Raw genomic sequence first — 24042 nt, 5'->3', positions numbered from 1 at the left:
CATGCATGCGTATTGCTGGACCGTTGACGCACCATGGTCGATTGTCGCATCAAGATCGAAACAGGCGGGCGCCAAGCCCGTCTTGGAGGAGCCGCCAAATGGCCGAACCGCAGCGCGCGCGACCGAAACCGACGCCGGAGACCCAGCATTTCTGGGACGGCACCAAAGCCGGCGAATTACGCCTGCAGCGCTGCGACGCCTGCGCGCATGTCTACTTCCCGCCGCGCCCGTTCTGCCCGTCCTGCGCCTCACGCAAGGTCAGCATCTTCAAGGCGAGCGGCAAGGGCTTCCTCTACAGCTACGTGATCAACCACCGTCCCGCTGCGCCCGGCTTCACGCCGCCTTACGCGATCGCCGTGGTCGAGCTCGACGAGGGCCCGCGGATGATGAGCAACATCATCGACTGCCCGCAGACTCCCGAAGCGCTCGAGCTCGACATGAAGCTCGAGGTCGCCTTCCAGGCGCTCGACGACAAGATCACCCTTCCCGTCTTCCGTCCGGCGAAGGGGTAGGCCATGCGCAGGAACCAGGTTGCCGTCGTCGGCGCGGCCGAGACCACCGAGCTCGGGGTAATCCCGAACGCCTCGCAGCTGCAGCTGCACGCGGATGCCGCGCTCAACGCCATCGCGGATGCCGGGCTGAAGCTCTCCGACATCGACGGCTTCGCCACCGCGGTCGAGACGCCGCAGCAGGTCTGCCACTATCTCGGCATCAAGCCGACCTGGGTCGACGGCACCTCCGTCGGCGGCTGCTCCTTCATGCTGCACGTCCGCCATGCCGCTGCCGCGATCGAGGCCGGCCTATGCAAGACCGTGCTGATCACCCATGCCGAGAGCGGCAAGTCGATGATCGGCAAACTGCCGCGCTCGACACCAGCGGACAGCCTCAACGGCCAGTTCGAGGCGCCCTACGGCGTCTATGGGCCGCCCAGCATGTTCCCGATTCCCGTGCTGCGCTTCATGAAGACCTATGGCATCACGCACGAGCAGCTTGCCTCGGTGGCGGTGGTGCAGCGGGAATGGGCGGCGAAGAATCCGCGTGCGATGATGAAGGACCCGATCACGGTCGCCGACGTCCTGAATTCGCGCATGATCGCCTACCCGTTCCGTCTGCTGCAATGCTGCCTCGTCACCGACGGCGGCGGCGCGCTGATCCTGACCTCGGCCGACCGCGCCAAGGATTTTCCGCGGAAGCCCGTCTATATCATGGGTACCGGCGAGAGCGTGGAGACGCCGATGGTCAGCCAGATGGAGACCTTCAACTCCTCGCGCGCGTTCAAGACCGCGGGGCCGCTGGCCTTCAAGGAGGCCGGCATCGCGCATGAGGACGTCGACCATCTCATGATCTATGATGCGTTCGCGCATTTGCCGCTGTTCGGCCTCGGCGACCTCGGCTTCATGCCGTACGAAGAGACCGGCCAGTTCATCGCCGACGGCAACACGCGGCCCGGCGGCAAGCTGCCGCTCAACACCAATGGCGGCGGATTGAGCTACATGCATTCGGGCATGTACGGCATGTACGCGCTGCAAGAGAGCGTGCGGCAGATGCGCGGTATTGCGCCGGCGCAGGTAGCCAACGCGAAGATATCGGTGTGCCACGGCGTCGGCGGCATGTTCGCGGCAAGTGGCACGATCGTGTTTACGAACGAGCGGTAACTGGCTGTCATTCCGGGGCGTCGCAAAGCGACGAGCCCGGAATCCATACTCCCGATCGTGGTTATGGATTCCGGGCTTGCGCCTTCGGCGCATCCGGAATGACGGCGGAATTTGGAACGCATAGCGGAGAGCCCACATGAGCAAATCACTGCAGGACAAGGTCATCATCGTCACCGGCGCAGGCCGCGGCATCGGGCGCGAGATCGCGCTGCTGTGCGCCGGCGAAGGCGCCAAGGTCGTGGTTAACGACCCCGGCGGAGCGTCCGACGGCGCCGGCTCGAACGCGGCGCCCGCCGAGGAGGTGGTCGAGGAGATCAAGAAGCGCGGCGGCACGGCCGTTGCGAACTTCGAGAGCGTCGCGGAAGCGATTCCGGCGAGCAAGATCGTGAAGACGGCGACGGATGCTTTCGGCCGGCTCGACGGCGTCGTCAACAATGCCGGCATCCTGCGCGACATGATCTTCCACAAGATGAGCGTGGAGGCGTTCGAGGCCGTCATCAAGGTGCATCTGATGGGCTCGTTCTATGTCAGCCACGCCGCGGCGCGGATCTTCCGCGAGCAGGAGAGCGGCTCCTTCGTGCACTTCACCTCGACCTCGGGCCTGATTGGCAATTTTGGACAAGCGAACTACGCCGCGGCCAAGCTCGGCATCGTCGGGCTCTCCAAGTCGATCGCGCTCGACATGGGCCGCTTCAACGTCCGCTCCAACTGCGTCTCGCCGTTCGCCTGGACGCGCATGATCGGCACCATCCCGACCGAGACCGAGGCCGAGAAGGCGCGCGTCGAGAAGATCAAGCAGATGGGCCCGGAGAAGATCGCCCCGCTCTGCGGCTATCTGCTCGGCGATTCCGCCAAGGACGTCACCGGGCAGATCTTCGGCGTGCGCATGAACGAAATCTTCCTGTTCAGCCAAAACCGGCCGATCCGCTCGGTGCAGCGGAGCGAGGGCTGGACGCCGCAATCGATCGCCGAACACGGCATGCCGGCGCTGAAGGGCTCGTTCTACAAGCTCGACCGCTCCGCCGACATCTTCACCTGGGATCCGGTGTAAGGAGTTTCGTCGAGCCGCATTTCCGGCATCCCTGCCCTGCGATCTCTGGTTGTCTTAGCCAGAGATCGCCCCGGTTTACGCCCGAATACGGGCGGATGGTGGCCTTCCAACGAACTTTGGGAGGAAACCATGACAAGAATACTGACCAACTCCGACGACACGATTGTCGGCGGCGGCCTTGGCCGCCGCACGCTCCTCAAGGGCGCGGCGGCACTCGCCACCTCGACCGTCCTGGCATCACAGGCCGATGCCCGCGACTTCGGCGCCAATGCCGAGCCGCAGCGCTATCCCGACCCCGACATCGTCGTGATCGACCCCAAGCGCTTCAAGGCCAAGGTCGGCAACACCGCGATCAAGCGGCTCTACACCGGCTGCCTTTGGGCGGAAGGGCCGGCGTGGAATGCGCAGGGTCAATATCTGGTCTGGAGCGACATCCCCGCCAACCGGCAACTCCGTTATCTCGATGACGACGGCCACATCTCCGAGCAGTTCCGCAAGCCCTCGAACGAGTCGAACGGCAACTCGTTCGATACCGAGGGGCGTCAGCTCACCGCCGAGCGCACCCGCCTCGTCCGCTTTGAGCATGACGGCTCGTTGACGACGCTGGCGGAGCAGGCCAATGGCAAGCCGCTCAATGGGCCGAACGACATGGTCGTGCATCCCAACGACAAGGCGATCTGGTTCACCGATCCCGGCTATGGCGCGATCAGCATCTATGAAGGCAAGCTTGCCAAGACCGGCTCGCCGCAGCCGCATCAGAAGGAAGCCGTCTATCGCCTCGACACCCAGACCGGGCAGGTCGCGAAGGTCGCGGACGAGCCGTTCAAACCGAACGGCATCGCATTCAGCCACGATTACAAGAAGCTCTATGTCTGTGACACCGGGGTTACGCATTATCCGCAAGCGGAGAATGTGGTGTGGTCTTACGACATCGACGGAGCGAAGCTGTCGAACCCGAAGAAGCTGATCGACATGAAGCTCGACGGCAAATCGGGCTTCCCCGACGGCCTGCGCGTCGACACCGAGGGCAACATCTGGGTCGGCGCCGGCTGGGTCGGTCCCGGCTACGACGGCGTGCAGGTGTTCGCACCGAGCGACGGGGCGCGGATCGGGCAGATCCTGTTGCCGGAGACCTGTGCCAACGTCTGCTTCGGTGGCAAGAAGCGCAACCGCCTGTTCATGACCGCGAGCCAATCGCTCTATGCGGTCTATGTGGAGACGCAGGGCGCGCACTTCTGTTGAGGCGTACGCTCTCTCCTCGTCATGCCCGGGCTTGTCCCGGGCATCCACGTTCTTGGTGCTGCGGGGTAGGACGTGGATGGCCGGGACAAGCCCGGGCATGACGGCTGAGGATTTGGCGACGGCAATCACCCTACCCCGTATTTCGCAACCCCGCCGAAATCCCGTTGATCGTCAGCTGAATGCCCCGCAGCACCTGCTCGTCCGGGTTCTGCGCGCGGTGCTCCTTCAGGAGCTCAACCTGCACGTGGTTGAGCGGGTCAAGATAGGGGAAGCGGTGGCGGACCGATCGCTCCAGCAGCGGGTTGCTTTGAAGCAAGCGATCCTGACCCATGATATCGAGCAGGCTCTCGATCGAGGCGTGCCATTCGCGGCGGATGCGGCCGAAGATCTTCTCCCGCAAGGACTCGTCGGGCACGAGCTCGGCATAGCGCGAGGCGATCGCGATCGAGCTCTTCGCCAGCACCATGTCCATGTTCGACAGCAGCATGCGAAAGAACGGCCATTCCCGGTAGAGCTCTTTCAGGAACGGCATGCCCTTGTCGGGATGCGCGGCGATCCACTGCTCGACCGCGCTGCCAAAACCGTACCAGCCCGGCAGCATCAGCCGGCACTGCGCCCAGGAGAACACCCAGGGAATAGCGCGTAGATCCTCGATCGCCCGGGTCTTCTTGCGCGAGGCCGGGCGGCTGCCGATGTTCAGCGTCGCGATCTCGTTGATGACGGTCGATGACCAGAAGTAATCGACGAAGCCCTCGGTTTCGTAGACGAGACCGCGATAGGCCTTGAAGGCGAGGTTCGACAACTCGTCCATCGCGGTCAGATATTCGCGGCGCGGCGCGCTCCGGCGCGGATGCAGCAGGCTGGCCTCCAGCGTTGCGGCGGCGAGGATCTCCAGATTGTTACGGCCGACTTCGGCGTTGGAATATTTCGACGAGATGATCTCGCCCTGCTCGGTGATGCGGATCTGGCCGTTCACCGCGCCGCCGGGCTGCGCGATGATGGCGTCGTAACTCGGCCCGCCGCCGCGGCCAACCGAGCCGCCGCGGCCGTGAAACAGGCGCAAGCGCACGTGATGGCGCTCGAACACTTCGACGAGATTGATCTCGGCCTTGTAGAGCTCCCAGCCCGAGGTGACGAAGCCGCCGTCCTTGTTCGAGTCCGAATAGCCGAGCATGACCTCCTGTACGCTGCCGCGGCTGTCGACGAGACGCCGGTAATCGTGCAGCGACAGCATGCGGTCCATGATGCCGGACGAGGCCTGCAGATCCTCGATGGTCTCGAACAGCGGCACGATGTTGATGGCGCTGCGGCCGGAGGGGTGAACGAGGCCGACCTCCTTCAAGAGCACGGCCACCTCGAGCATGTCGGACATGCCCTTGCACATCGAGATGATGCATTGGGGAATGGCGTCCGAGCCGAACTTCGCGTGCGCTTCCGCGGCGGCATGGAACACGTTGAGCTCGCCCATGGTCTCGTCGCTGTACTTGACGAAGGGCGACACCAGCGCGCGCGTCGAGCGCAACTCGTTCGTCAGCAGCGAGATGCGCGCCTCCTCGCCGAGCGCGAGATAGGACATGCCGGGATTGGCGGCATCCATCAGCTCGGCGATGGTGCGCTCGTGCACCGCCGAGTTCTGGCGGATATCGAGCCGGGCGAGGTGGAACCCGAAACAGTCCACCGCGCGGCGGAGCAGCCGCAGCCGGCCGCGGGCGATGACGCGGGCGTTGTTGGAGATCAGCGAGCGGTGCAGCACGTCGAGATCGGCCTGCAGCTCCTTGACGCTGGTGTAAGGCGCACCCTTGCCGACCGGCCGGCGCGTGATCTCGACCTCGAGCTTCTCGGCCGTCGCGGTCAGGCGCGCATAGATGCCTGAGACCGCGAGGCGATAAGGCTCGCCGCTCCGATGCGGCGAGGTGTCCGGCGAACGTTCCGCCAGGTTGCGCAGCTCCTCCGAGACGTCGGCAAGATGCGCCGCGATCGACAATTCCGAGCCGAGCACGTGCAGCTCTTCCAGATAGAACTGCATCACCCGGCTCGACTGCAGCCGCAGCGTGCCGCGCATCACGTCGGCGGTGACGAAGGGATTGCCGTCGCGGTCGCCGCCGATCCAGCTGCCCATGCGCAGGAACGAGGCGAGTTCGCCGGCGGCCTGCTCGCCGCCCTGCTCCAGCCGGTCCTCCAGCGCGTTGATCAGCCGCGGCACCTCGCGCAGGAAGGTGTAGTCGTAGAACGATAGGCCGTTGGCGACCTCGTCGAGCACGGTGAGCTTGGTCCGTCGCAAGAGATTGGTCTGCCACAGCGTCAGCACCTCGCGGCGGAGCTGCTCGTCGCTGGCTTCCGCCTCCTCTGCGGTCAGCGCCACGCGCTCGCGGCGGTCGAGCAGGTGCGCGACCTCCATCTCGCGGTCCATGGTGCTCTTGCGGCGGACCTCGGTCGGATGCGCAGTCAGGACGGGGCTGACCAGGGCGGTCTTGAAAAAGTCGCGCAAGCCGTCGGCGCTGATACCCGCCGCCTTGGCGTGGGCGAGCGTTTCCGCCAGCACGCCGGAGCCGCCGCCATTGGCGCTGCGGGCACGCATCTGGCGGATGTTATTCTGGTCCTCGGCGATATTGGCGAGGTGGGAGAAATAGCTGAAGGCGCGGACGATTCGCACCGTTTCCGACGTCGACATGCTGTCGAGGATCTGCTCGAGCTCGCGGCGGGCGAGCCGGTCCTCGTCGCGGTGAAACCGGATCGAGGTCTGGCGGATGCGCTCGACCAGATCGAACAAGTCGGCGCCCTCCTGGTCGCGCACGGTGTCGCCGAGGATGCGCCCGAGCAGGCGGATGTCGTCCCGCAGCCGCGCCTCGGCTTCCGTGACCTGGACGTCGTCAGGCCGGTTGGCGCGATCGGTGCCGTCGGATGGTGCGGTCTGGAGGGACATGGCTCGCTCCTTGGTTCGAGCTCGCTTGGCTGCCCGGCCTGGCAAGTGTGCGATATTTTTCTACCGCAGTGCAAGGTGAAGTTGGTGGCGGCGCACACGGTGGACATTCATCGCCAAACACGCCTTCACGATCTCGCGGCATGTTTTGCCCGAGCTTTGCTGTCCGTTTCGCCCTCGTCGAGAACAAAGGGCGCAGGGAAGGCCGGGCGCCGGCTGGCACCCAGGGTCCGCACGCGAAGAACGCACGCGGGGTTGACCACAGGTGTTGCCGGTCGCCCGGCCTTCCCTGCGCAATGGTGTTACGGCTTATGGCGCGCTCTCCCCGGGGAGCGATGCACTATTGCCCCCGTCGCCTTGCAGTTAACTGGTGTGCGCACCCGGTCGGGCCGCCTCACCGCCGCAAGCCTTGACGCACAGACCCCGGGCGCCAGGACCACACGCTTTTGCCGTACGCGGACGTCCCGTCCCGGACAGCCGGAGGCTCGCGCGTGCTCGCCCCCAACGCCAAGACGAAACGCTTTGACCGCGCCGTGTCGTGCCGCGGATCGCGATGGCTCACGGGGGTCGCCCGCCCTGCCACCACCTCACGCGCCGGCGCTACCGCGTCCATCGCATCCCGGCCTGCGGTTCGTGACGATCGCGAAACGCCCCTTTGGCGGGCTGGGATGGATGCGGTTTAACCGAAGTAGAGATTTCGGTCAATCGGAATATTTTGCGAGACGTGCCTTGACCTGCATGTCGCGTGTTTTGCCGTCGGGCAACGCGAGGGATTGGGGGCGGACGGCGGCCCGGCATCAGGTCCGTGCTAGGCTTTGGAAGACGATCGGCGCTGGCGGAGGAGAGGCCAGACCGCGCACGACATGACAATCCACCAGAAGCCAAGGAGGCAGAGCCCGAACCAAAGGTGATGAGCGCCTTGGCTGACCGACCCCAGAAAACATCTCACGCCCATCGGCGGACAGAGCACGTTCGACAGACGAACCAGCCATGTTGCCGGCGTCCAAACAACCAGGAAAACCGGGTTGATCGCTCCGTGAGCGACAACACCGATTGCAATCATGCCCAGCGCGCAAATCAAGCCAGCGAGCAGGTGCAAAATCAGTCGCATTGTGGCCGGTGAACCTTCCAAGCGAAACCCATCATTTTTCGCCATCGCCGGACGGCTTGATGGGTTTCGCTCGCGCTCTACCCATCCTACGCGTTGGCCTCAAGCCGGCACGATCACCTTGCCGATCGGCCACAGCGCGATGCCGGCGAGCTTGAGATGGGCCCATGCGAAAGGGATGCCGATGATGGTGATCGCGAGCGCCAGTGCGGTCAACAAGTGGCCGAGCGCCAGCCACCAGCCGGCGAGCACGAACCAGATGATGTTGCCGATCACCCCGAGCGGGCCGGTGCCGATATCCTCGACGCCGGTGACGTCGTAGCGGTTGACGGCCCGCGAGCCGAACGGCAGCAGCGTGTAGACGGCGATGTTGAACGCCGCCCGCGCCCAGGGCAGCCCGATGATGGTGATGGCCATGATGACCGCGGCGATCACCCAGCCGAACGCCATCCAGGCGCCGCCGAAGAGGATCCAGAGGATGTTGAGGAGCATGGAGACGGGGGTCATGGCAAGATCCAGGGTCAGTGGTCCCGCTTATATAGGATCGGAATTTGTCTCCGCTATGATGCCCCCTGGCACAACCGGCTACCGCCCTTCGAATCTCGGCTCGCGCTTCTCCATGAACGCTTTCATGCCTTCGGCCATGTCCTGCGTTTTGAACAGCGGCAGGAGCTGGAGATAGACGTGGTGGACGTGGTCGGAGAAGTTCTCGTTCAGGCCCATCCGCATCATGCGCTTCGAGGCTTGCACCGCGAGCGGCGCATTGGCGGCGATCTCGCGCGCGACGGCCATGGCGCGATTCATCAGCTCGGCATCCGGCACGACTTCGTTGGCGAGGCCCCATTCCAGGCACTCGCGGGCGCTTAGCGTGCGGCCGGTGAAGATCAGCTCGGAGGCCCTGGCCCAGCCGAGCATGCGTGGCAGCAGCCAGGTGCCGCCGGATTCCGGCACCACGCCGCGCTTGACGAAGGCGGCGGCGAGCTTCGACGATTCCGCCATGATGCGGATGTCGCAGCCGAGCGCGGTGTCCATGCCGTAGCCGGCGGCGCCGCCGTTGACGGCGCAGATGGTCGGCTTGTCCATCGCTTGTAGCACCGTCGGCGGCGTGTTGCGGAGGTTGATCGTGGTCGGCGAGGACGCGGCGCTGAGGCCGTTGCCGTCACGCTCCTTGCGGAGATCAAGCCCGGCGCAGAACGCCCTGCCCTTGCCGGTGAGGATCACGACCCGGACGTTCTTGTCCTCGTTGGCTTCGGTCAGCAGCCGCGCCAGATCGTTCAGCATCGGGCCGGAGATGGTGTTCATGCGCTCCGGCGCGTTGAGCGTGATGGTCGCGATGTGATCGGCGATTGTGTAGAGGACTTCGTTGGCGGCGTCGGTCATTTCTTTCCTTATCGCTTGTCTCGTAGGGTGGGCAAAGGCGCTCTTGCGCCGTGCCCACGATCTGTCTCCATAAGCAAGAATTCGTGGGCACGCTTCGCTTTGCCCATCCTACCGCACCGCCTTAAATTTTCCGGCCTGCCTGCTCCCAATAGGGATCGCGCAGGCGGCGCTTGAAGATTTTTCCCGAGTCTTCGCGCGGCAGGCCGGAGCGGATCTCGATGTGCTTCGGCACCTTGTAGTCGGCCAGATGCGACCTCAGCGCGGCGCGGACATCGGACGCGTCGAGCGTGACGCCGGCTTGCGGCTCGACCACGGCCATCAGCGCCTCGCCGAACTCGGCATCGGGGATGCCGAACACGGCGCAATCGTGCACGCCTGATACGGCGTGTAGTACGGATTCGATCTCCGCCGGATAGATGTTGACGCCGCCCGAGATCACCATGTCGCGCTTGCGGTCGCAGATGAAGACGTAGCCGTCCTCGTCAATATAGCCGACATCGCCGGAGGTGATGAAGCCGTCGCGGTCGATCTCGGCCCGCTTCTCCGGCTTGTTGTGGTAGGTGAAATCGGCCAGTTCCGCCATGCGGGAGTAGATCTCGCCGATCTCGCCCGTGCCGAGCACGCGGCCGTCCTCACCGAGGAAGCGCAGCTCAGCGCCGGGCGAGATCCTGCCGACCGTGCCGGGCTTCTTCAGCGCATCCTCCGAGGTCGCAAAGGTGACGGCGCTGGATTCGGTCGAGCCGTAGAACTCGTAGATCACCGGCCCCCACCATTCGATCATGGCGCGCTTGACGTCGGCCGGGCACGGCGCGGCGGCGTGGATGACGTGGCGCAGCGAGGAGACGTCGTATTTGTTGCGGACCGCCTCCGGCAGCTTCATCAGGCGGATGAACATGGTCGGCACCATGAAGATGGTGTCGATTTGGTAGCGCTCGATCGCTTCGAGAAACTCCTCGGCTTCGAAACGCGGCATCAGCACCAACGCGCCGCCGAGCTTGCCGGCGCGGATGCCGAAGGAGTTCGGCGCGGAATGATAGAGCGGGCCCGGCAGCAGCGCACGCGCGCCGGGCTTGAGCCCGTAGATCATCGCGCGCATGCGCTCGCCGGCCGCCTGCTGCTCCGGCGTCGGCGCGTTGCGCCGGACGCCCTTGGGATGACCGGTCGTGCCTGACGTGTAGATCATGTTCATCGGCTGCGGCACGAGCGGGCCGTCATAGGGCGGGTGCTGCGCGAGCCAGGATTCGAAATCGATCGCGAAGTCCGGCGTCCTCAGATGATCGGGATCGATCTTGTAGCTGGACAGGATCTCCGGCGGGGTCGGCACGCTGAGCACGGTAACGCCTTTCGGAATCGCATCGCGCAGGGCGTGCAGCATGTCGGCATGTCCGATCAGCACGGATGTGCCGGTGTCGTTCAGGATGTAGTTGATCTCCTCCGGCTTGAAGTGCCAGTTGATCGGCACGCCATAGGCACCGAGGCGCATCGCGGCGTAGGCAGCCTCCAGGAACGCGATGTCGTTGCGCATCAGCATGCAGACGCAATCGCCCGGACGGACGCCGAGCTTGGCGAGGCCGGAGGCGATGCGGTCGGCGCGGACGGCGACGTCGGTGTGGGTGCGTCGGCGGTCGCCGGAGACGATGCCGAGGAAGTCAGACGTTTCGCTCATTGTTGTTTTTCCGATCTTTCGTCGGGTTGAACAGTCAGGGCACAAGCTCGCTCGTCATTCCGGGATGCGCCGTAGGCGCAGGCCCGGAATCCATACTCACGATCGTGGTTATGGATTCCGGGCTCGATGCTGCGCATCGCCCCGGAATGACAGTAAGCTAATCCGCAAACTTCGGCGCGCGCTTCTCGATGTTGGCGCGGACCGCTTCGGTCTGGTTCGGGCTGCCGATCAGCTTCTGCTGCTCGACGGACTCGGCGAGCAGCGCCGAACCAGGATCGACCGAGAGATTGTTCAGCATCCGCTTGGCGGCGCGGATCGCGTCGGGGCTTTTTCCCGCGATCTCGCGCGCGGCCTCGAGCGCCGCCGCACGCGGATCATCGCAGATGCGCGTGGCGAGGCCGTATGTCATTGCTTCCTGCGCGGAGAAGATGCGGCCGGTATAGGTGAGATCGCGCAGGATGTCGTCGCGCACGAGGCTCGCCAGGATCGGCGTGCCCGCCATGTCGGGCACGAGGCCCCATTTGATCTCCATGATCGACATCCGCGCATCCGCCGACAGAAAGCGCATGTCGGCGCCGAGCGAGAGCTGGAAGCCGCCGCCGAAGGCAACGCCGTGCACGGCCGCGATCACAGGCACGGGAAGCTGGCGCCAGCCCCACACCGCCTGTTGCGCAAAGTTCGCCTGGCCGTGCGTGCGCTTGGTGAGATCGCGATTTTCGCCACCCGGAATTCCGTTGCCGCCCTTCTCCTTCATGGCGGCAAAACGCCCCATGTCGAGCCCGGCGCAGAAGGCGCGGCCCTCGCCGGAGAGCACGACGGCGCGCAGGCTTTTCTCCTTCGAAAGCCGCTCGGTTGCGGCGACGAGCGCCTCGAACATGGCCTGATCCAGCGCGTTCATCTTGTCGGCGCGCACCAGGCGCACGTCGGCGACGCCTTCCGAGATCGAGATCGAGACGCGCTCTTCCATGGACGAATTCTCCCCTGTTCTTGACCGGTTGCCGCTTTACAGGACGCTGGCAGCCGGATTTAGTCAATCGACCAATTAACTGACAATCCCTACGGGGGAAACAGCCATGTTCAAGGAAAATCTTCTGGCCGGCCGGCGCATTCTCGTGACCGGCGGCGGCACCGGTCTCGGCAAGTCGATGGCGGCGCGCTTCCTCCAGCTCGGCGCCGAAGTGCACATCTGCGGCCGGCGCAAGATCGTGTGCGACGAGACCGCGACCGAGTTGATGGCCGAGTACGGCGGCCGCGTCACCAGCCACGGCGTCGACATCCGCAACGCGCTCGCGGTCGACGAGATGGTGGAGAACATCTTTCGCGACGGCGGTCTCACCGATCTCATCAACAACGCCGCCGGCAATTTCATCTCGCGCACCGAGGAGCTGTCGCCGCGCGGCTTCGACGCGGTCGCCAACATCGTCATGCACGGCACGTTCTACGTGACCCATGCGGTCGGCAAGCGCTGGATCGCGGACAAGCAGCCGGGCAACGTCGTCTCGATCACGGTGACCTGGGTGCGCAACGGCTCGCCTTACGTGGTGCCGTCGGCGATGAGCAAATCGGCGATCCACGCCATGACGATGTCGCTCGCCACCGAATGGGGCCGCTACGGCATCCGCCTCAACACCATCGCGCCGGGCGAGATCCCGACCGAGGGCATGAGCAAGCGCATCAAGCCCGGCGACGAGGCCGGCGCGCGCACCAAGGCGTTGAACCCGATGGGCCGCGTCGGCACCATGGAGGAATTGCAGAACCTTGCCGTGTTCCTGATCTCCGGCGGCTGCGACTGGATCAACGGTGAGACCATCGCGATGGACGGCGCCCAGGCGCTCGCCATGGGCGGCAATTTCTACCAGCTCCGCGACTGGAGCGACGACGACTGGAAGACCGCGCGCGAGAGCATCATGGCGCAGAACGAGAAGGACCGCGCCAAGCGGGGATGATGCTCTTGTGCCCCGGACGCAGCGCAGCGCGCCGCACTTGCGGCGTGGTGCGCTGCAGAGCCGGGACCCATCTCGCTGCATGCTGGGTCCCGGCTCAGCGGCGCATCACTTTCGTGCTGCGCCGCGTCCGGGACACGAAGCCACAACTGCGCTCCGCCCATCTTGTCTTCACCCGCGGATGACTTCACACTCCCCGCATAAGAAAAGACATCACGGGAGCAACATGTCCACTCAGCCATTGGCGAACCTCGCCGACATGGTGCGCGAGCGCGCCAGGAGCCGCGGCAACGCGATCGCCTACGAATTCGAAGGCCGCCTCACCAGCTTTGCCGAATTCGATATCAAGACCAACAAGGTCGCCAACGCCCTGATTGCGATGGGCGTCAGACGCGGCGATCGCATCGCCTATCTCGGCAAGAACAGCGACTTCTATTTCGAGCTGCTGATGGGCGCGATGAAAGCCGGCGTCGTGATGGCGCCGGTGAACTGGCGGCTCGCCGGGCCCGAGGTCGCCTTCATCGTCGAAGATTGCAAGGCGCCGGTGCTGTTCGTGGGACCGGAGTTCATCACGCTCGTCCGCCAGATCAGGGACCAGATTCCCGGCGTGCGCACCATCATCACCACCGAGGGCGGCGCGCCGGAATGGCAGGACTTCACTCCTTGGCGCGATGCGCAGAGCGGCGACGATCCGAAGCTGCTGATCGACCCAAAAGACATCGCAATCCAGCTCTACACGTCGGGCACGACAGGCAAGCCCAAGGGCGCGATGCTGAGCCACGCCAACTTCCTCAACCTGGTGCAATCCGGCAACGCCGAGGACAAGCCGGAGTGGAACCGGTGGTCGCACGATGACGTCTCGCTGGTGGCAATGCCGGTGTTCCACATCGGCGGCTCAGGCTGGGGCGTGATGGGCCTCTATCACGGCGCCCGCGGTGTGATCGCACGCGAGTTCGATCCGACCAAGGTTTTGGACTTCTTCGAGCACAGCGGCATCACGAAACTGTTCATGGTGCCGGCGGCGATGCAGTTCGTGGTGCGGCAGCCGCGCGCCAGGACGGTTGATTTCTCCAGGCTGAAATACATGCTGTACGGCGCCTCGCCGATTCCCGCGGCGCTGCTGAAGGAGTGCATCGAGGTCTTCAAATGCGGCTTCGTGCAGCTCTATGGCATGACGGAGACGACGGGAACCATCGTCGCGCTGCCGCCGGAGGACCACGTCGAGGGACTGGAGCGGATGCGCTCGGCCGGCAAGGCGCTGCCGGGCGTCGAGATCGCGATCCTGGACGTGGACGGCAAGCCCCTGCCGCCGCGTGAGGTCGGCGAGATCGCGACGCGCTCGGGCTCCAATATGGCCGGCTACTGGAACCTGCCGGAGGCAACTGCCGCGACGCTGCGCAGCGACGGCTGGCTGCGCACGGGGGATGCCGGCTACATGGACGAGGACGGCTACCTCTACATCCATGATCGCATCAAGGACATGATCATCTCCGGCGGCGAGAACATCTACCCGGCCGAGGTCGAGAGCGCGCTGTGCGATCACCCTGATGTCGCCGAGGCCGCCGTGATCGGCGTGCCCGACGACAAATGGGGCGAGGCGGTAAAGGCAGTGGTGGTGATGAAGCCCGGCAAGCAAGCGACCGCCACCGACATCATCAACTTCACCCGGACGCGCATCGCCGGCTACAAAACGCCGAAGAGCGTCGAGTTCCTGCCGGCGCTGCCGAGGAATCCCTCCGGCAAGATTCTGCGGCGGCAATTGCGCGAGCCGTACTGGGCGGGGAAGGATCGGCGGGTGAATTGATCCGCGGTGCCGTAGGGTGGGCAAAGGCGCGTTTGCGCCGTGCCCACGATCTGTTTCCGCGTCCAGGCGATCGTGGGCACGCTTCGCTTTGCCCACCCTACGAGAGCGGTGCAAGCCTCAATGCTTCCCCGGCCCCATATAGCCGAACAGGAATCCCGCCACTTTGCGCATCTGGATTTCCTCGCTGCCTTCGGTGATGCGGTAGCGGCGGTGGTGGCGGTAGATGTGCTCAAACGGCTTGTGGCGTGAATAGCCCATGCCGCCGTGGACCTGCATGGCGCGGTCCGCAGATTCGCAGCAGAGGCGGTTTGCCCAGTAGTTGCACATCGAGACGCGGTCGGAGAGCGTGCGCTCGATCTGCTCCTCGGTGAGCTGGTCCATCTCCCAGGCGGTCTTGCGGATCAGAAGCCGCAGCATCTCGGCCTGCGTGGCGAGCTCGACCAGCGGGAACTGGATCGCCTGGTTTTCCGCCAGCGCACGGCCGAATGGTTTCCGCTCGCGCGCGTACTTGACGCTCTCGTTGATGCAGTAGACGGCGGCGCCGAGCGAGCTCGCCGCCTGGCGGATGCGGTTCTGGTGCACGAAGCATTGCGCCAGTGAGAGGCCGCGGCCGACCTCGCCGAACAGCGCATCTTCGGGCACGAACACGTCGGTAAAGCTGACGCGCGGATGATCGGTCGGCATGTTGAAGGTCCACATGTACTCCTCGACCTTCACGCCCGGGCTCTTGGCCGGCACCAGGAAGCAGGTGATGCCGCGGGCATCGCCGTCATTGCCGGACGTGCGCGCGAACAGCGCGCAGTGCGTCGCGACATGCATGCCGGTGGTCCACATCTTCTCGCCGTTGATGATCCAGCCCTTGACGTTGTCGCGCGTGGCGGGCACTGCGCGCGTCTCCATGTGCGTCGCATCCGAGCCGTGATGCGGCTCGGTCAGGCCGAAGGTGATGCGGTACTTGCCCTTGATCGAGCCGTCGATCATCGCCTTCTGGTCGTCGCGGCCGTAGCGGTCGAGCATGGTGACGACGGGAAAGTTGCCGACGATGGAGTGCTCGTTCTGGAGGTCGTTGTGTAGGCCGAGGCCCTTGGCGGCGAAATGCTCGCGGATCACGGCCATCCAGAGGTTGGAGCCGTCCTTGCCGCCATATTGCCTCGGCACCGGAAAGCGCAGATGGCCGGCGGCGTCGGCGAGATCCTTGGCCTTGCGCAGCAGCGCTTCCCATTCGTGCCGCGGCAGGCCGCCATTCTCGAAATCGGTGCGCGCCCATTCGCGGCGATGATCGAAGAAGCGGATGTTGTCGTCGGCTTCCTCCAGCGGCTTGATCTCGCGCGCGATGAAGCGGTCGAGCTCTGCGAGATAGGCGACGAGATCGGCAGGCAATGAGAAATCCACAGGTTCTCTCCCGGATTGATTTTATCGTTTTGCGTTAAGGCGCTGGGCGCATTCTTGCTTCGCGCGATTAAGCGGAGAAGAGCGCGTGCAAGTCAAGCAAGGCGAGACGTGACGGCTACGCAAGGCGCACCAGCGCAATTCGATGGTGCCCGGGCACTGAGGCGCGGTAGGATGACGCCAATTTTCCTTCGGAAGAAAATGCAGGGAGCACGGGATGGAGCTGAAATTTTCCAAGGTGGAACGCAAGGGACCGATCACGATCGTGACGCTGTCGCGGCCCGAGGTCTACAACGCGCTGCACACCGATGCGCATTTCGAGCTGCAAAAGGTGTTCGACGATTTCTCTGGAGATCCCGAGCAGTGGATCGCGATCGTCACCGGCAGCGGCGACAAGGCGTTCTGCGCCGGCAACGATCTGAAATGGCAGGCGGCCGGCGGCAAGCGCGGCTGGGACAAGGGCGGCTTTGCCGGCCTCACGGCGCGATTCGACTGCGACAAGCCTGTTATCGCGGCGGTGAACGGCGTTGCCATGGGCGGCGGCTTCGAGATCGCGCTGGCCTGCGACCTCATCATCGCCTCGGAGAACGCCACCTTCGCCCTGCCCGAGCCGCGCGTCGGTCTTGCCGCGCTCGCTGGCGGCCTGCATCGGCTGCCGCGGCAGATCGGCCTCAAGCGCGCCATGGGCATGATCCTCACCGCGCGCCATGTCAGCGCCAGGGAAGGCTTCGAGCTCGGCTTCGTCAACGAGGTGGTGCCACAGGGCGAGGCGCTTTCGGCCGCGCTGCGCTGGGCGGAGATGATCGGCAAGAACTCGCCGATGTCGATCCGGGCGTCCAAGCAGGCGATTCAGAAAGGCCTCAGCGTCTCGCTGGAGCAGGCGATCGCCGAGCAGCGGGACTACCCGGCGGTGCAGGCGATGGTGGCCTCGCAGGACTACATCGAAGGCCCGAAGGCATTTTCGGAGAAGCGCCCGCCGAAATGGGTGGGGAAGTAAGGAGACGCTCCGTTCGTCGCGCGAGACGTCCAACATAACCGGTGTCATGCCCCGGCTTGACCGGGGCATCCAGTACGCCGCGGCATCTCCGTACGTTACTGCCGTGTCTGGAATACTGGATCGCCCGCCTTCGCGGGCGATGACAGCGGAGGAAGGGGTGACGGCTACCCGCCCCGTCCCAGCTCCCGCTTGTACGATGCATAGTTCGGCTGATCGACGGCGAGCTTGTCCATCGTGGTCGCCCACAGATGCTCGGCAAGGCCTGGGGTTGCCAGATCGATCTCGCCTTTCGCAATTCGCTCGGCCAGCGCGCGATTGAGCTCGGTGACCGAACCGTCCTCGCCGAGCAGCGCGCGCAGCCGTTCGACTTCCGCGGCATTGCTGCGCTCCTCACGCGTCAGCTGCCGCGTCACGAGATCGAGGATATTGATGGCGACGCGCAGCTTGAAGGCCTGGTGGCCGGAGATCAGCGGCGTGATGTCGTTGCGGAGGAAATCGGCGACCGACTTGGTCAGCTCGATCGGGGTCGGCTCGTCCTGCATGTGTCAGCTCCCGCGCGGCGCCAGGAGCCGCAACAGATCGATCTCGGTCTCGCTGGCGCGGCGGCCGATCATGGCGCGCTCCATCGAATGGTCGGGCCCCTCGCGGAACCGCTGCATCATGCCGCCGCACATGATGCCCCAGCGCAGCGTGCCCATCACCTCCCAGAACTTCACACGCGCCGGATCGACCTTGCGGCCCGCAGCCTCGTAGCCGGCGAACAGCTCCTCGCGCGAACCAAAACCGCCGACGGGCTTGTCGATCTCGCCGAAGCGCCAGGAGTTGACGCAGACCCAGCCGAGATCCTCCATGGGGTCGCCGAGATGGGCGAGCTCCCAGTCCAGCACGGCACGCACGCCGTCGGCGCCGATGATGAGATTGCCGTTGCGGAAGTCGCCGTGCACCAGCGTGGTCTCGCCGGACGGGCCGGGATCGTGGTCGCGCAGCCAGCGCAGCGCCAGCTCGAACACGGGCTTGGGCCAGTTCAGGCTGCGATAGTCGCGCTCGAACTCGGCGATCTCCTGCGTCGCGCCGCGGCTGCGCAGCTCCGGCAGCTTGTCCTTTGGCAGCCTGTGGAGGCCCGCAAGGATGCCGCCGATCTGCCGCGCCAGCAGCGGCCGTGCCGAGGCGAACTCGTCATCGCGCAGGATCTTGCGTGCAATGGTCTCGCCCTCGACCCTTTGCATGATGAAGCCGGTGCCAAGGTCGTCCTCCGCCACGAGCACGTGCAGCACGCGCGGCGACGGCACGCCGGCCTCGAAGGCGAGCTGCATCAGCTGCGCCTCCGCGGCAAGGCCCGCCGCGCGGGTCGGCGCCGCGCCATAGCCCTTCGGCGAACGGCGCAGGATCGCGCCGATCACGCCATCGGGATGGGTGATGTCGAAACGCCAGGTTTCCTGGCTGGCGCCGCCGGACAACTTTGCCGCGCCCGTGACGCCGGTCGCGCCCGGGCACCAGCGCTTGACGCTGCGCGAAAGTTCCGCCTCGATCATTTGCCTTTGAACTGCGCGGGCCGCTTCTCCAGGAACGCGCCGACGCCCTCGCGGAAATCCTGGGTGTCGCCGGCGCGCAGCTGGCACTGGAACTCGAGATTGAGCTGGTCCTCGAAGGAATTTTCGGGGCTGTCCCAATAGAGCTTGCGGATCAGCGACAGCGCCACGGTCGGTCCGCTGGCGAGTTCGCGCGCGAGCTTCATCGCTTCCTCCATCAGCACGCCGTCGTCGTAGACGCGGTTGACGAGGCCCCATTCCAGCGCCTTCTCGGCCGGCAGCCGCTCGCCCATCAGCGACAATTCGATCGAACGCGCCCGGCCGACCAGGCGCGGCAACAGCCAGGTCGAGCCGCAATCCGGCACGAGCCCGATGCGCCGGAACGCCTGGAGAAAGTAGGAGGAACGTGCGCACAGAATCATGTCGCCGAGCAGCGCAAAGCTCATGCCGGCGCCGGCCGCCGGGCCGTTGACCGCGGTGACGATCGGGCAGTGCAGATTGCGGATGCGACGCAGGAAGGGGTGAAAGCCGGTCTCCAGCGTCATGCCGGCCTTGGTCTTCTTCGACTGGTTGTTGCGCCCTTGCAGGTTGGCGCCGGTGCAGAACGCCCGACCCGCGCCGGTCAGCACCACGCAGCGCACCTCGTCCTTCTTCTCCTCGATCGCATCGAGCGCTTCGGCAAGGCCGCCCAGCATGTCCACGGAGACCGCGTTCATCACCTCCTGATGGTCGAGCTTGAGGATCGCGACCGAGCCATCGAAATCGAGCGTGACGTGTTTGAACTGCATGGTGTCCTCGCCAGTTGCGGCCTGCGCCAGTTTCGCAGACCGGAATTTGTTTTGCCGGGGCGCATATTTGATTTTTGGCGCGGTCTTGTCCATGGTGATCAGAGCATGGCAAGCAATCTTGCGCGCAGCGGCTGATCGTCCGCATGTTGAGCAGCCTTGTCAAAAAAAGGAAACGCGCCATGAACATTTTCGACCTCAGCGGCCGCGTCGCCGTGATCACCGGCGGCAATGGCGGGATCGGCCTCGGCATCGCGCAAGCGCTCGCCGGCCAGGGCTGCAACGTCTCGATCTGGGGCCGCAACCCCGACAAGAACAAGGCCGCTGCCGCCAGCATGGCCGAGCTCTCAGGCAAGGTCGACACCCGCGTCTGCGACGTCAGCGATCCGGCCTCGGTCAATGCCGCGATGAAGGCGACGCTCGACACGTTCGGCCGGGTCGACGGCTGCTTCGCCAATGCCGGCATCGGCGGTGGCGGCCGACGCTCCTTCATCGAACGCACCGAGGAGGAATGGCGCACGATGTTCGCGACCAATCTGGACGGCGTGTTCCACGCGTTTCAGGCCGCGGCAAAGCACATGACCGAGCGCGCCAATTCCGGCGATGCCTTCGGCCGGCTGGTTGCGACCTCGAGTCTGGCCTCGATCTTCGGCACCGCGCGCAACGAGCATTACGCCGCGACCAAGGCCGCGATCAACGCGCTGGTGCGCGCCCTCGGCGTCGAGCTCGCCCGCCACGGCGTCACCGCGAACGCGATCCTGCCCGGCTGGATCAAGAGCGACATGACATCAGGTCTCATGGCCAACGAGAAATTCGTCGCCAATGTGATGCCCCGCATTCCGATGCGGCGGTTCGGCGAAGCATCCGATTTCGGCGGCATCGCCGTCTATCTGATGAGCAAGGCGTCATCGTATCACACCGCCGACACGTTCGTGATCGACGGCGGCTATACGGCGTTTTGAGGTTTCGTAGCCCGGATGGAGCGAAGCACAATCCGGGACTGCCAAAATAACAAAGACCCGGATTTCGCTTCGCTCCATCCGGGCTACAAAGACAGGGAATGGGCAAATGTTCTCGCACATCATGATCGGCACCAACGATCTCGACAAGGCCAAGACGTTCTACGACAATCTGCTGAGCACGCTCGAGGTCCGGCCGGCCAGGGTCGACGGCCATCGCATCTTCTACATCACCAAGACCGGCGTGTTCTCGGTGTCGAAGCCGATCAACGGCGAGCCCGCGACATGCGCGAATGGCGGCACCATCGGCTTTGCCGCCAATTCGCCGGAGCAGGTCGACAAATGGCACGCGGCAGGCGTCGCAGCCGGCGGGACCTCGATCGAGGATCCGCCCGGCGTGCGCCAGGGCCCCGGCGGCAAGCTCTATCTGGCTTACCTGCGCGACCTCGACGGCAACAAGATCTGCGCGATGCATCGGATGCCGAGCTGATCGCTCAGGATGCTGTCATTCCCCGCGAAGGCGGGGATCCAGTATGCCGCAGCTTCTCGGTTCAACCCCTGCCGTCTCGGAGTACTGGATCGCCCGCCTGCGCGGGCGATGACGGCGCAGAGTGTGACGCTGGTGTGCCAACTCGCGTCGCCCCCATTCAAACAACATTTCAAACGCCCTCGCGATATTCCATCGCGTGGCAGGGCTTCGCGCGAAAAAATGCGCGCTCGCACTTTGACCGTGCTGGCACTATTCTGCCACCAGAACGATCTCAGCGTCCCCGGGAGGAACAATGACAAAACACACTTACATTCCCCGCACCACCAACTACACCCTCAATCCCGGCGACGAGCTCAACGACCTCAGGATGTCGGAGCAGGTCCGGCCGCTCTACGATCATGTCAAGAAATTCATCCGCGACACCGTCGAGCCGATGTCGATCGAGTTCGCCAAGGCCGGCGAGGGCAAGGAAGATCGCTGGAGCTTCACGCCGAAGCAGCTCGAGGTGCTGGAGAAGGCCAAGAACAAGGCCAAGCAGGAGGGCCTCTGGAACTTCTTCCTGCCCGACGACGAGACCGGCCAGGGCCTGAAGAATCTCGACTACGCCTATATCGCGGCCGAGCTCGGCAAGAGCCCGCTGGCCTCCGAGACCATGAACTGCTCGGCGCCCGACACCGGTAACATGGAGGTGCTGGAGCGCGTCGGCACCAAGGAGCAAAAGGAGAAGTGGCTGAAGCCGCTGCTCAACGGTGAGATCCGCTCGGCCTATGTCATGACCGAGCCGAACGTCGCCTCCTCCGACGCCAAGAATATCTCGACCACCGCCAAGCTCGTCGGCGACGAATGGGTCATCAACGGCGAGAAATACTACATCTCGGGTGTCGGCGATCCCCGCTGCAAGATCCTCATCGTGATGGTGAAGACCAACCCGGATGCGGCGCCGAGCAAGCAGCAGTCGCAAATCCTGGTGCCGCGCGACACGCCCGGCGTCGAGGTGCTCGGCCCGATGTACGTGTTCGGCCAGGACCACGCCCCGCGCGGCCACATGCACATGCGCTTCAACAATGTGCGCGTGCCGAAGAAGAACATGCTGCTCGGCGAGGGCCGCGGCTTCGAGATCTCGCAGCTCCGCCTCGGACCGGGGCGTATCCATCACTGCATGCGCACCATCGGCAAGGCCGAGAAGGCGCTCGATCTGATGGTGCAGCGGGGACTCACGCGCGAGGCCTTCGGCAAGAAGATCGCCCATCTCGGCGGCAACATGCAGATCATCGCCCAGGCGCGCTGCGAGATCGAGGCGATGCGGCTGATGGTGCTGAAGGCCGCCAAGGCGATGGACGTGCTCGGCAACAAGGAGGCCCGCGTCTGGGTCTCCATGGTCAAGGCCATGGTGCCGGAGCGCGCCTGCAGGATCATCGACCAGGCGATCCAGATGCACGGCGCCACCGGCATCTCGCACTGGACGCCGCTCGCCGAGATGTACCAGGACGTGCGCCATTTGCGCTTTGCCGACGGTCCGGACGAGGTGCATTGGATGGTGGTGGGACGCCACGAGCTGAGCATGGCGTGATCGACGAGATGCCGTAGTCGTAGGGTGGGCAAAGGCGCGCACTTCGCGCGCCGTGCCCACCATCAGAAGGTGGTGGGCACGCTGTCGCTTTGCCCACCCCACGAGAGTCTTTTCCAGCAGGAGCCACCATGGACTACGCCGCCAGCGAGCTGACGCCACGCGAGCGCTACAAGGTGCTGACCTCCTTCATCCTGCCGCGGCCGATCGCCTGGGTGACGACGATCGGACCGACCGGAATCGTCAACGCGGCCCCATTCAGCTTCTTCAATGCCTTCTGCGAGGATCCGCCGCTCTGCATGTTCGCGGCCAACCGCAAGCCTGATGGAGAGGACAAGGACACCTTCCTCAACATCCAGCGCACCGGCGAATTCGTGGTCAATATCGCCGACGAGCCGCTGGCGCGTGCAATGCACGAGAGCAGCGGCGACTTTCCTCCTGACATCGGCGAGCCCGACTACCTCGGCCTCAAGCTCGCGCCATCCACCAGCATCGCCGTGCCGCGGCTCGCCGACACGCCCTGGGCGATGGAGTGCAAGCTCTGGAAGCTGATCGACGTCAACGACGATCGCAAACTGATCATGGGCGAAGGCCTCCACTTCCACATCCGCGACGAGCTGTGGGACGACGAGGCGATGCGGGTGCACATGGACCGCTATCATCCGATCGGCCGCATGTTCGCCGACCGCTACTGCCGCACCGACGACCGCGTGGTGTTTCCGGCGGCGGAAGGCGCAAAAAACAAATCGTCGAACCCGGGAGCAAGATGATGCCGGAATCCTTTCGCGACAACGAGGGACGCGAGCGGTTCGAGCTCGACGTCGACGGGGCGATCGCCTTCGTCACCTACCGCAAGACCGACGGCGCGATCACACTGGTGCACACCGAGGTGCCGCCGGAGCTCGGCGGCCGCGGCATCGGCTCGAAGCTCGGCCGCGCCACGCTGGACGCAGTGCGGTCGCAGGGGCGCAAGCTCTCGGTCGAGTGCGATTTCATCCGCAATTTCATGCGCAAGGACCCCGGCTACAACGACCTCCTGGCGGATGGCGGAGATGCGCAGGCCGAACCTGAGACGCGCTATCGCGCCGGTTGCTTCTGCGGAGCGGTCGAGGTCGAGGTGACAGGCAAGCCGGCGTTTGCGGGCTATTGCCATTGCGCCGACTGCCAGGCCTGGTCAGCGGCGCCGATCAATGCGTTCAGCTTGTGGAAGTCCGGCAGCGTGCGCATCACCAAGGGCGAGGCCGAGCTCGGGACGTTCAACAAGACCGAGCATTCCTACCGAAAATTCTGCAAGCGCTGCGGCGGCCACGTCATGACCGAGCATCCGCGGATGCGGCTGATCGACGTCTACGCCAATCTGCTGAAAGGATACCGACACCAGCCGACCCTGCATGCGAACTACGCGAGCAAGATGGTCTCGGTCCGGGATGGCCTGCCGAAATATGTCGACCTGCCGGCCGATCTCGGCGGCTCCGGCGAGATGCTGCCGGATTGATCGTAGGGCGGATTAGCTCGCGGCTGCGCGAAGCGCTGTCCGCGGGCGTAATCCGCCAACAA

The 24042-nt window shown here is 64.9% G+C and carries 21 protein-coding genes and 1 pseudogene; 13 read left to right on the top strand and 9 right to left on the bottom strand.

Features of this window, described 5'->3' with window-relative positions; genetic code table 11:
- Positions 1-98: 98 nt before the first annotated feature.
- From DCM79_RS28650 to DCM79_RS28635, 4 genes are all read left to right on the top strand, one after another.
- Positions 99-512, top strand: coding sequence for a Zn-ribbon domain-containing OB-fold protein (locus DCM79_RS28650; protein WP_100178942.1), 414 nt, complete (start codon positions 99-101; stop codon positions 510-512).
- Positions 513-515: 3 nt separating this feature from the next.
- Positions 516-1655: a thiolase gene (locus DCM79_RS28645; RefSeq protein ID WP_257177424.1), complete on the top strand. Its 1140-nt coding sequence runs from the start codon at positions 516-518 to the stop codon at positions 1653-1655.
- A 136-nt stretch (positions 1656-1791) separates the two neighbouring features.
- Complete coding sequence (locus tag DCM79_RS28640) at positions 1792-2706, top strand: SDR family NAD(P)-dependent oxidoreductase (protein WP_257177423.1); 915 nt, start codon at positions 1792-1794, stop codon at positions 2704-2706.
- Positions 2707-2835: 129 nt separating this feature from the next.
- On the top strand, positions 2836-3948 hold the full coding sequence (locus DCM79_RS28635) for an SMP-30/gluconolactonase/LRE family protein (protein ID WP_257177422.1): 1113 nt from the start codon (positions 2836-2838) through the stop codon (positions 3946-3948).
- A gap of 130 nt (positions 3949-4078) precedes the next feature.
- Here the strand turns inward: DCM79_RS28635 and ppc are convergent, their stop codons facing one another.
- The 5 genes from ppc to DCM79_RS28610 all read right to left on the bottom strand — a co-directional run bounded on the left by ppc (position 4079) and on the right by DCM79_RS28610 (position 11989).
- Positions 4079-6871, bottom strand: a complete 2793-nt coding sequence (gene ppc / locus DCM79_RS28630; RefSeq protein ID WP_257177421.1) for a phosphoenolpyruvate carboxylase — start codon at positions 6869-6871, stop codon at positions 4079-4081.
- Between the two features lie 1207 nt (positions 6872-8078).
- Complete coding sequence (locus DCM79_RS28625; RefSeq protein WP_028135280.1) at positions 8079-8483, bottom strand: YccF domain-containing protein; 405 nt, start codon at positions 8481-8483, stop codon at positions 8079-8081.
- Between the two features lie 78 nt (positions 8484-8561).
- On the bottom strand, positions 8562-9356 hold the full coding sequence (locus tag DCM79_RS28620; RefSeq protein ID WP_257177420.1) for an enoyl-CoA hydratase/isomerase family protein: 795 nt from the start codon (positions 9354-9356) through the stop codon (positions 8562-8564).
- 121 nt (positions 9357-9477) lie between these two features.
- The gene (locus DCM79_RS28615) at positions 9478-11022 is read right to left on the bottom strand and encodes an acyl-CoA synthetase (protein WP_257177419.1); all 1545 of its coding nucleotides are present in this window, start codon (positions 11020-11022) and stop codon (positions 9478-9480) included.
- Between the two features lie 157 nt (positions 11023-11179).
- Positions 11180-11989: a crotonase/enoyl-CoA hydratase family protein gene (locus DCM79_RS28610; RefSeq protein WP_257177418.1), complete on the bottom strand. Its 810-nt coding sequence runs from the start codon at positions 11987-11989 to the stop codon at positions 11180-11182.
- 106 nt (positions 11990-12095) lie between these two features.
- On the opposite strand from DCM79_RS28610, the gene DCM79_RS28605 reads away from it, so the two are divergent.
- Both DCM79_RS28605 and DCM79_RS28600 read left to right on the top strand, forming a co-directional pair.
- Complete coding sequence (locus DCM79_RS28605) at positions 12096-12968, top strand: SDR family oxidoreductase (protein WP_257177417.1); 873 nt, start codon at positions 12096-12098, stop codon at positions 12966-12968.
- A gap of 223 nt (positions 12969-13191) precedes the next feature.
- Complete coding sequence (locus DCM79_RS28600) at positions 13192-14769, top strand: fatty acid--CoA ligase (protein WP_257177416.1); 1578 nt, start codon at positions 13192-13194, stop codon at positions 14767-14769.
- 117 nt (positions 14770-14886) lie between these two features.
- On the opposite strand, the gene DCM79_RS28595 is transcribed toward DCM79_RS28600, so the two are convergent.
- Positions 14887-16161, bottom strand: coding sequence for an acyl-CoA dehydrogenase family protein (locus DCM79_RS28595; RefSeq protein ID WP_257177415.1), 1275 nt, complete (start codon positions 16159-16161; stop codon positions 14887-14889).
- Positions 16162-16375: 214 nt separating this feature from the next.
- Here DCM79_RS28595 and DCM79_RS28590 point away from each other — a divergent pair, with 214 nt between their 5' ends.
- Positions 16376-17155, top strand: coding sequence for an enoyl-CoA hydratase-related protein (locus DCM79_RS28590; protein ID WP_257177414.1), 780 nt, complete (start codon positions 16376-16378; stop codon positions 17153-17155).
- Between the two features lie 164 nt (positions 17156-17319).
- On the opposite strand, the gene DCM79_RS28585 is transcribed toward DCM79_RS28590, so the two are convergent.
- Genes DCM79_RS28585 through DCM79_RS28575 form a run of 3 tightly spaced genes read right to left on the bottom strand, consistent with a single transcriptional unit; the run spans position 17320 to position 19472 of the window.
- Positions 17320-17697, bottom strand: a complete 378-nt coding sequence (locus DCM79_RS28585; RefSeq protein WP_257177413.1) for a DUF6285 domain-containing protein — start codon at positions 17695-17697, stop codon at positions 17320-17322.
- A 3-nt stretch (positions 17698-17700) separates the two neighbouring features.
- Positions 17701-18687 (bottom strand): phosphotransferase family protein, encoded by a 987-nt coding sequence (locus DCM79_RS28580; protein ID WP_257177412.1) that lies wholly within the window; start codon positions 18685-18687, stop codon positions 17701-17703.
- On the bottom strand, positions 18684-19472 hold the full coding sequence (locus DCM79_RS28575; RefSeq protein ID WP_257177411.1) for an enoyl-CoA hydratase/isomerase: 789 nt from the start codon (positions 19470-19472) through the stop codon (positions 18684-18686). Before DCM79_RS28575 ends, DCM79_RS28580 begins: the two co-directional genes overlap by 4 nt.
- Positions 19473-19651: 179 nt before the next feature.
- Between DCM79_RS28575 and DCM79_RS28570 the strand changes: the two genes are divergently transcribed.
- From DCM79_RS28570 to DCM79_RS28545, 6 genes and pseudogenes are all read left to right on the top strand, one after another.
- Positions 19652-20431: an SDR family NAD(P)-dependent oxidoreductase gene (locus tag DCM79_RS28570; protein WP_257177410.1), complete on the top strand. Its 780-nt coding sequence runs from the start codon at positions 19652-19654 to the stop codon at positions 20429-20431.
- Positions 20432-20537: 106 nt separating this feature from the next.
- The gene (locus tag DCM79_RS28565) at positions 20538-20918 is read left to right on the top strand and encodes a VOC family protein (protein WP_257177409.1); all 381 of its coding nucleotides are present in this window, start codon (positions 20538-20540) and stop codon (positions 20916-20918) included.
- A 292-nt stretch (positions 20919-21210) separates the two neighbouring features.
- The gene (locus tag DCM79_RS28560) at positions 21211-22488 is read left to right on the top strand and encodes an acyl-CoA dehydrogenase family protein (RefSeq protein ID WP_257177408.1); all 1278 of its coding nucleotides are present in this window, start codon (positions 21211-21213) and stop codon (positions 22486-22488) included.
- 128 nt (positions 22489-22616) lie between these two features.
- Complete coding sequence (locus DCM79_RS28555) at positions 22617-23255, top strand: flavin reductase family protein (protein ID WP_257177407.1); 639 nt, start codon at positions 22617-22619, stop codon at positions 23253-23255.
- Positions 23252-23509: pseudogene (locus DCM79_RS28550) on the top strand (GNAT family N-acetyltransferase); the annotation flags it as partial. The gene DCM79_RS28555 and the pseudogene DCM79_RS28550, both read left to right, overlap by 4 nt.
- 12 nt (positions 23510-23521) lie before the next feature.
- Positions 23522-23980 (top strand): GFA family protein, encoded by a 459-nt coding sequence (locus tag DCM79_RS28545; protein ID WP_257180870.1) that lies wholly within the window; start codon positions 23522-23524, stop codon positions 23978-23980.
- Positions 23981-24042: the final 62 nt, after the last annotated feature.

Origin of the sequence: Bradyrhizobium sp. WBOS07 (genome assembly GCF_024585165.1) — a bacterium.
GTDB lineage: Bacteria > Pseudomonadota > Alphaproteobacteria > Rhizobiales > Xanthobacteraceae > Bradyrhizobium > Bradyrhizobium japonicum_B.
Note: the sequence above shows the minus strand (reverse complement) of the source record. Positions and strands in the feature narration are given on the sequence as shown.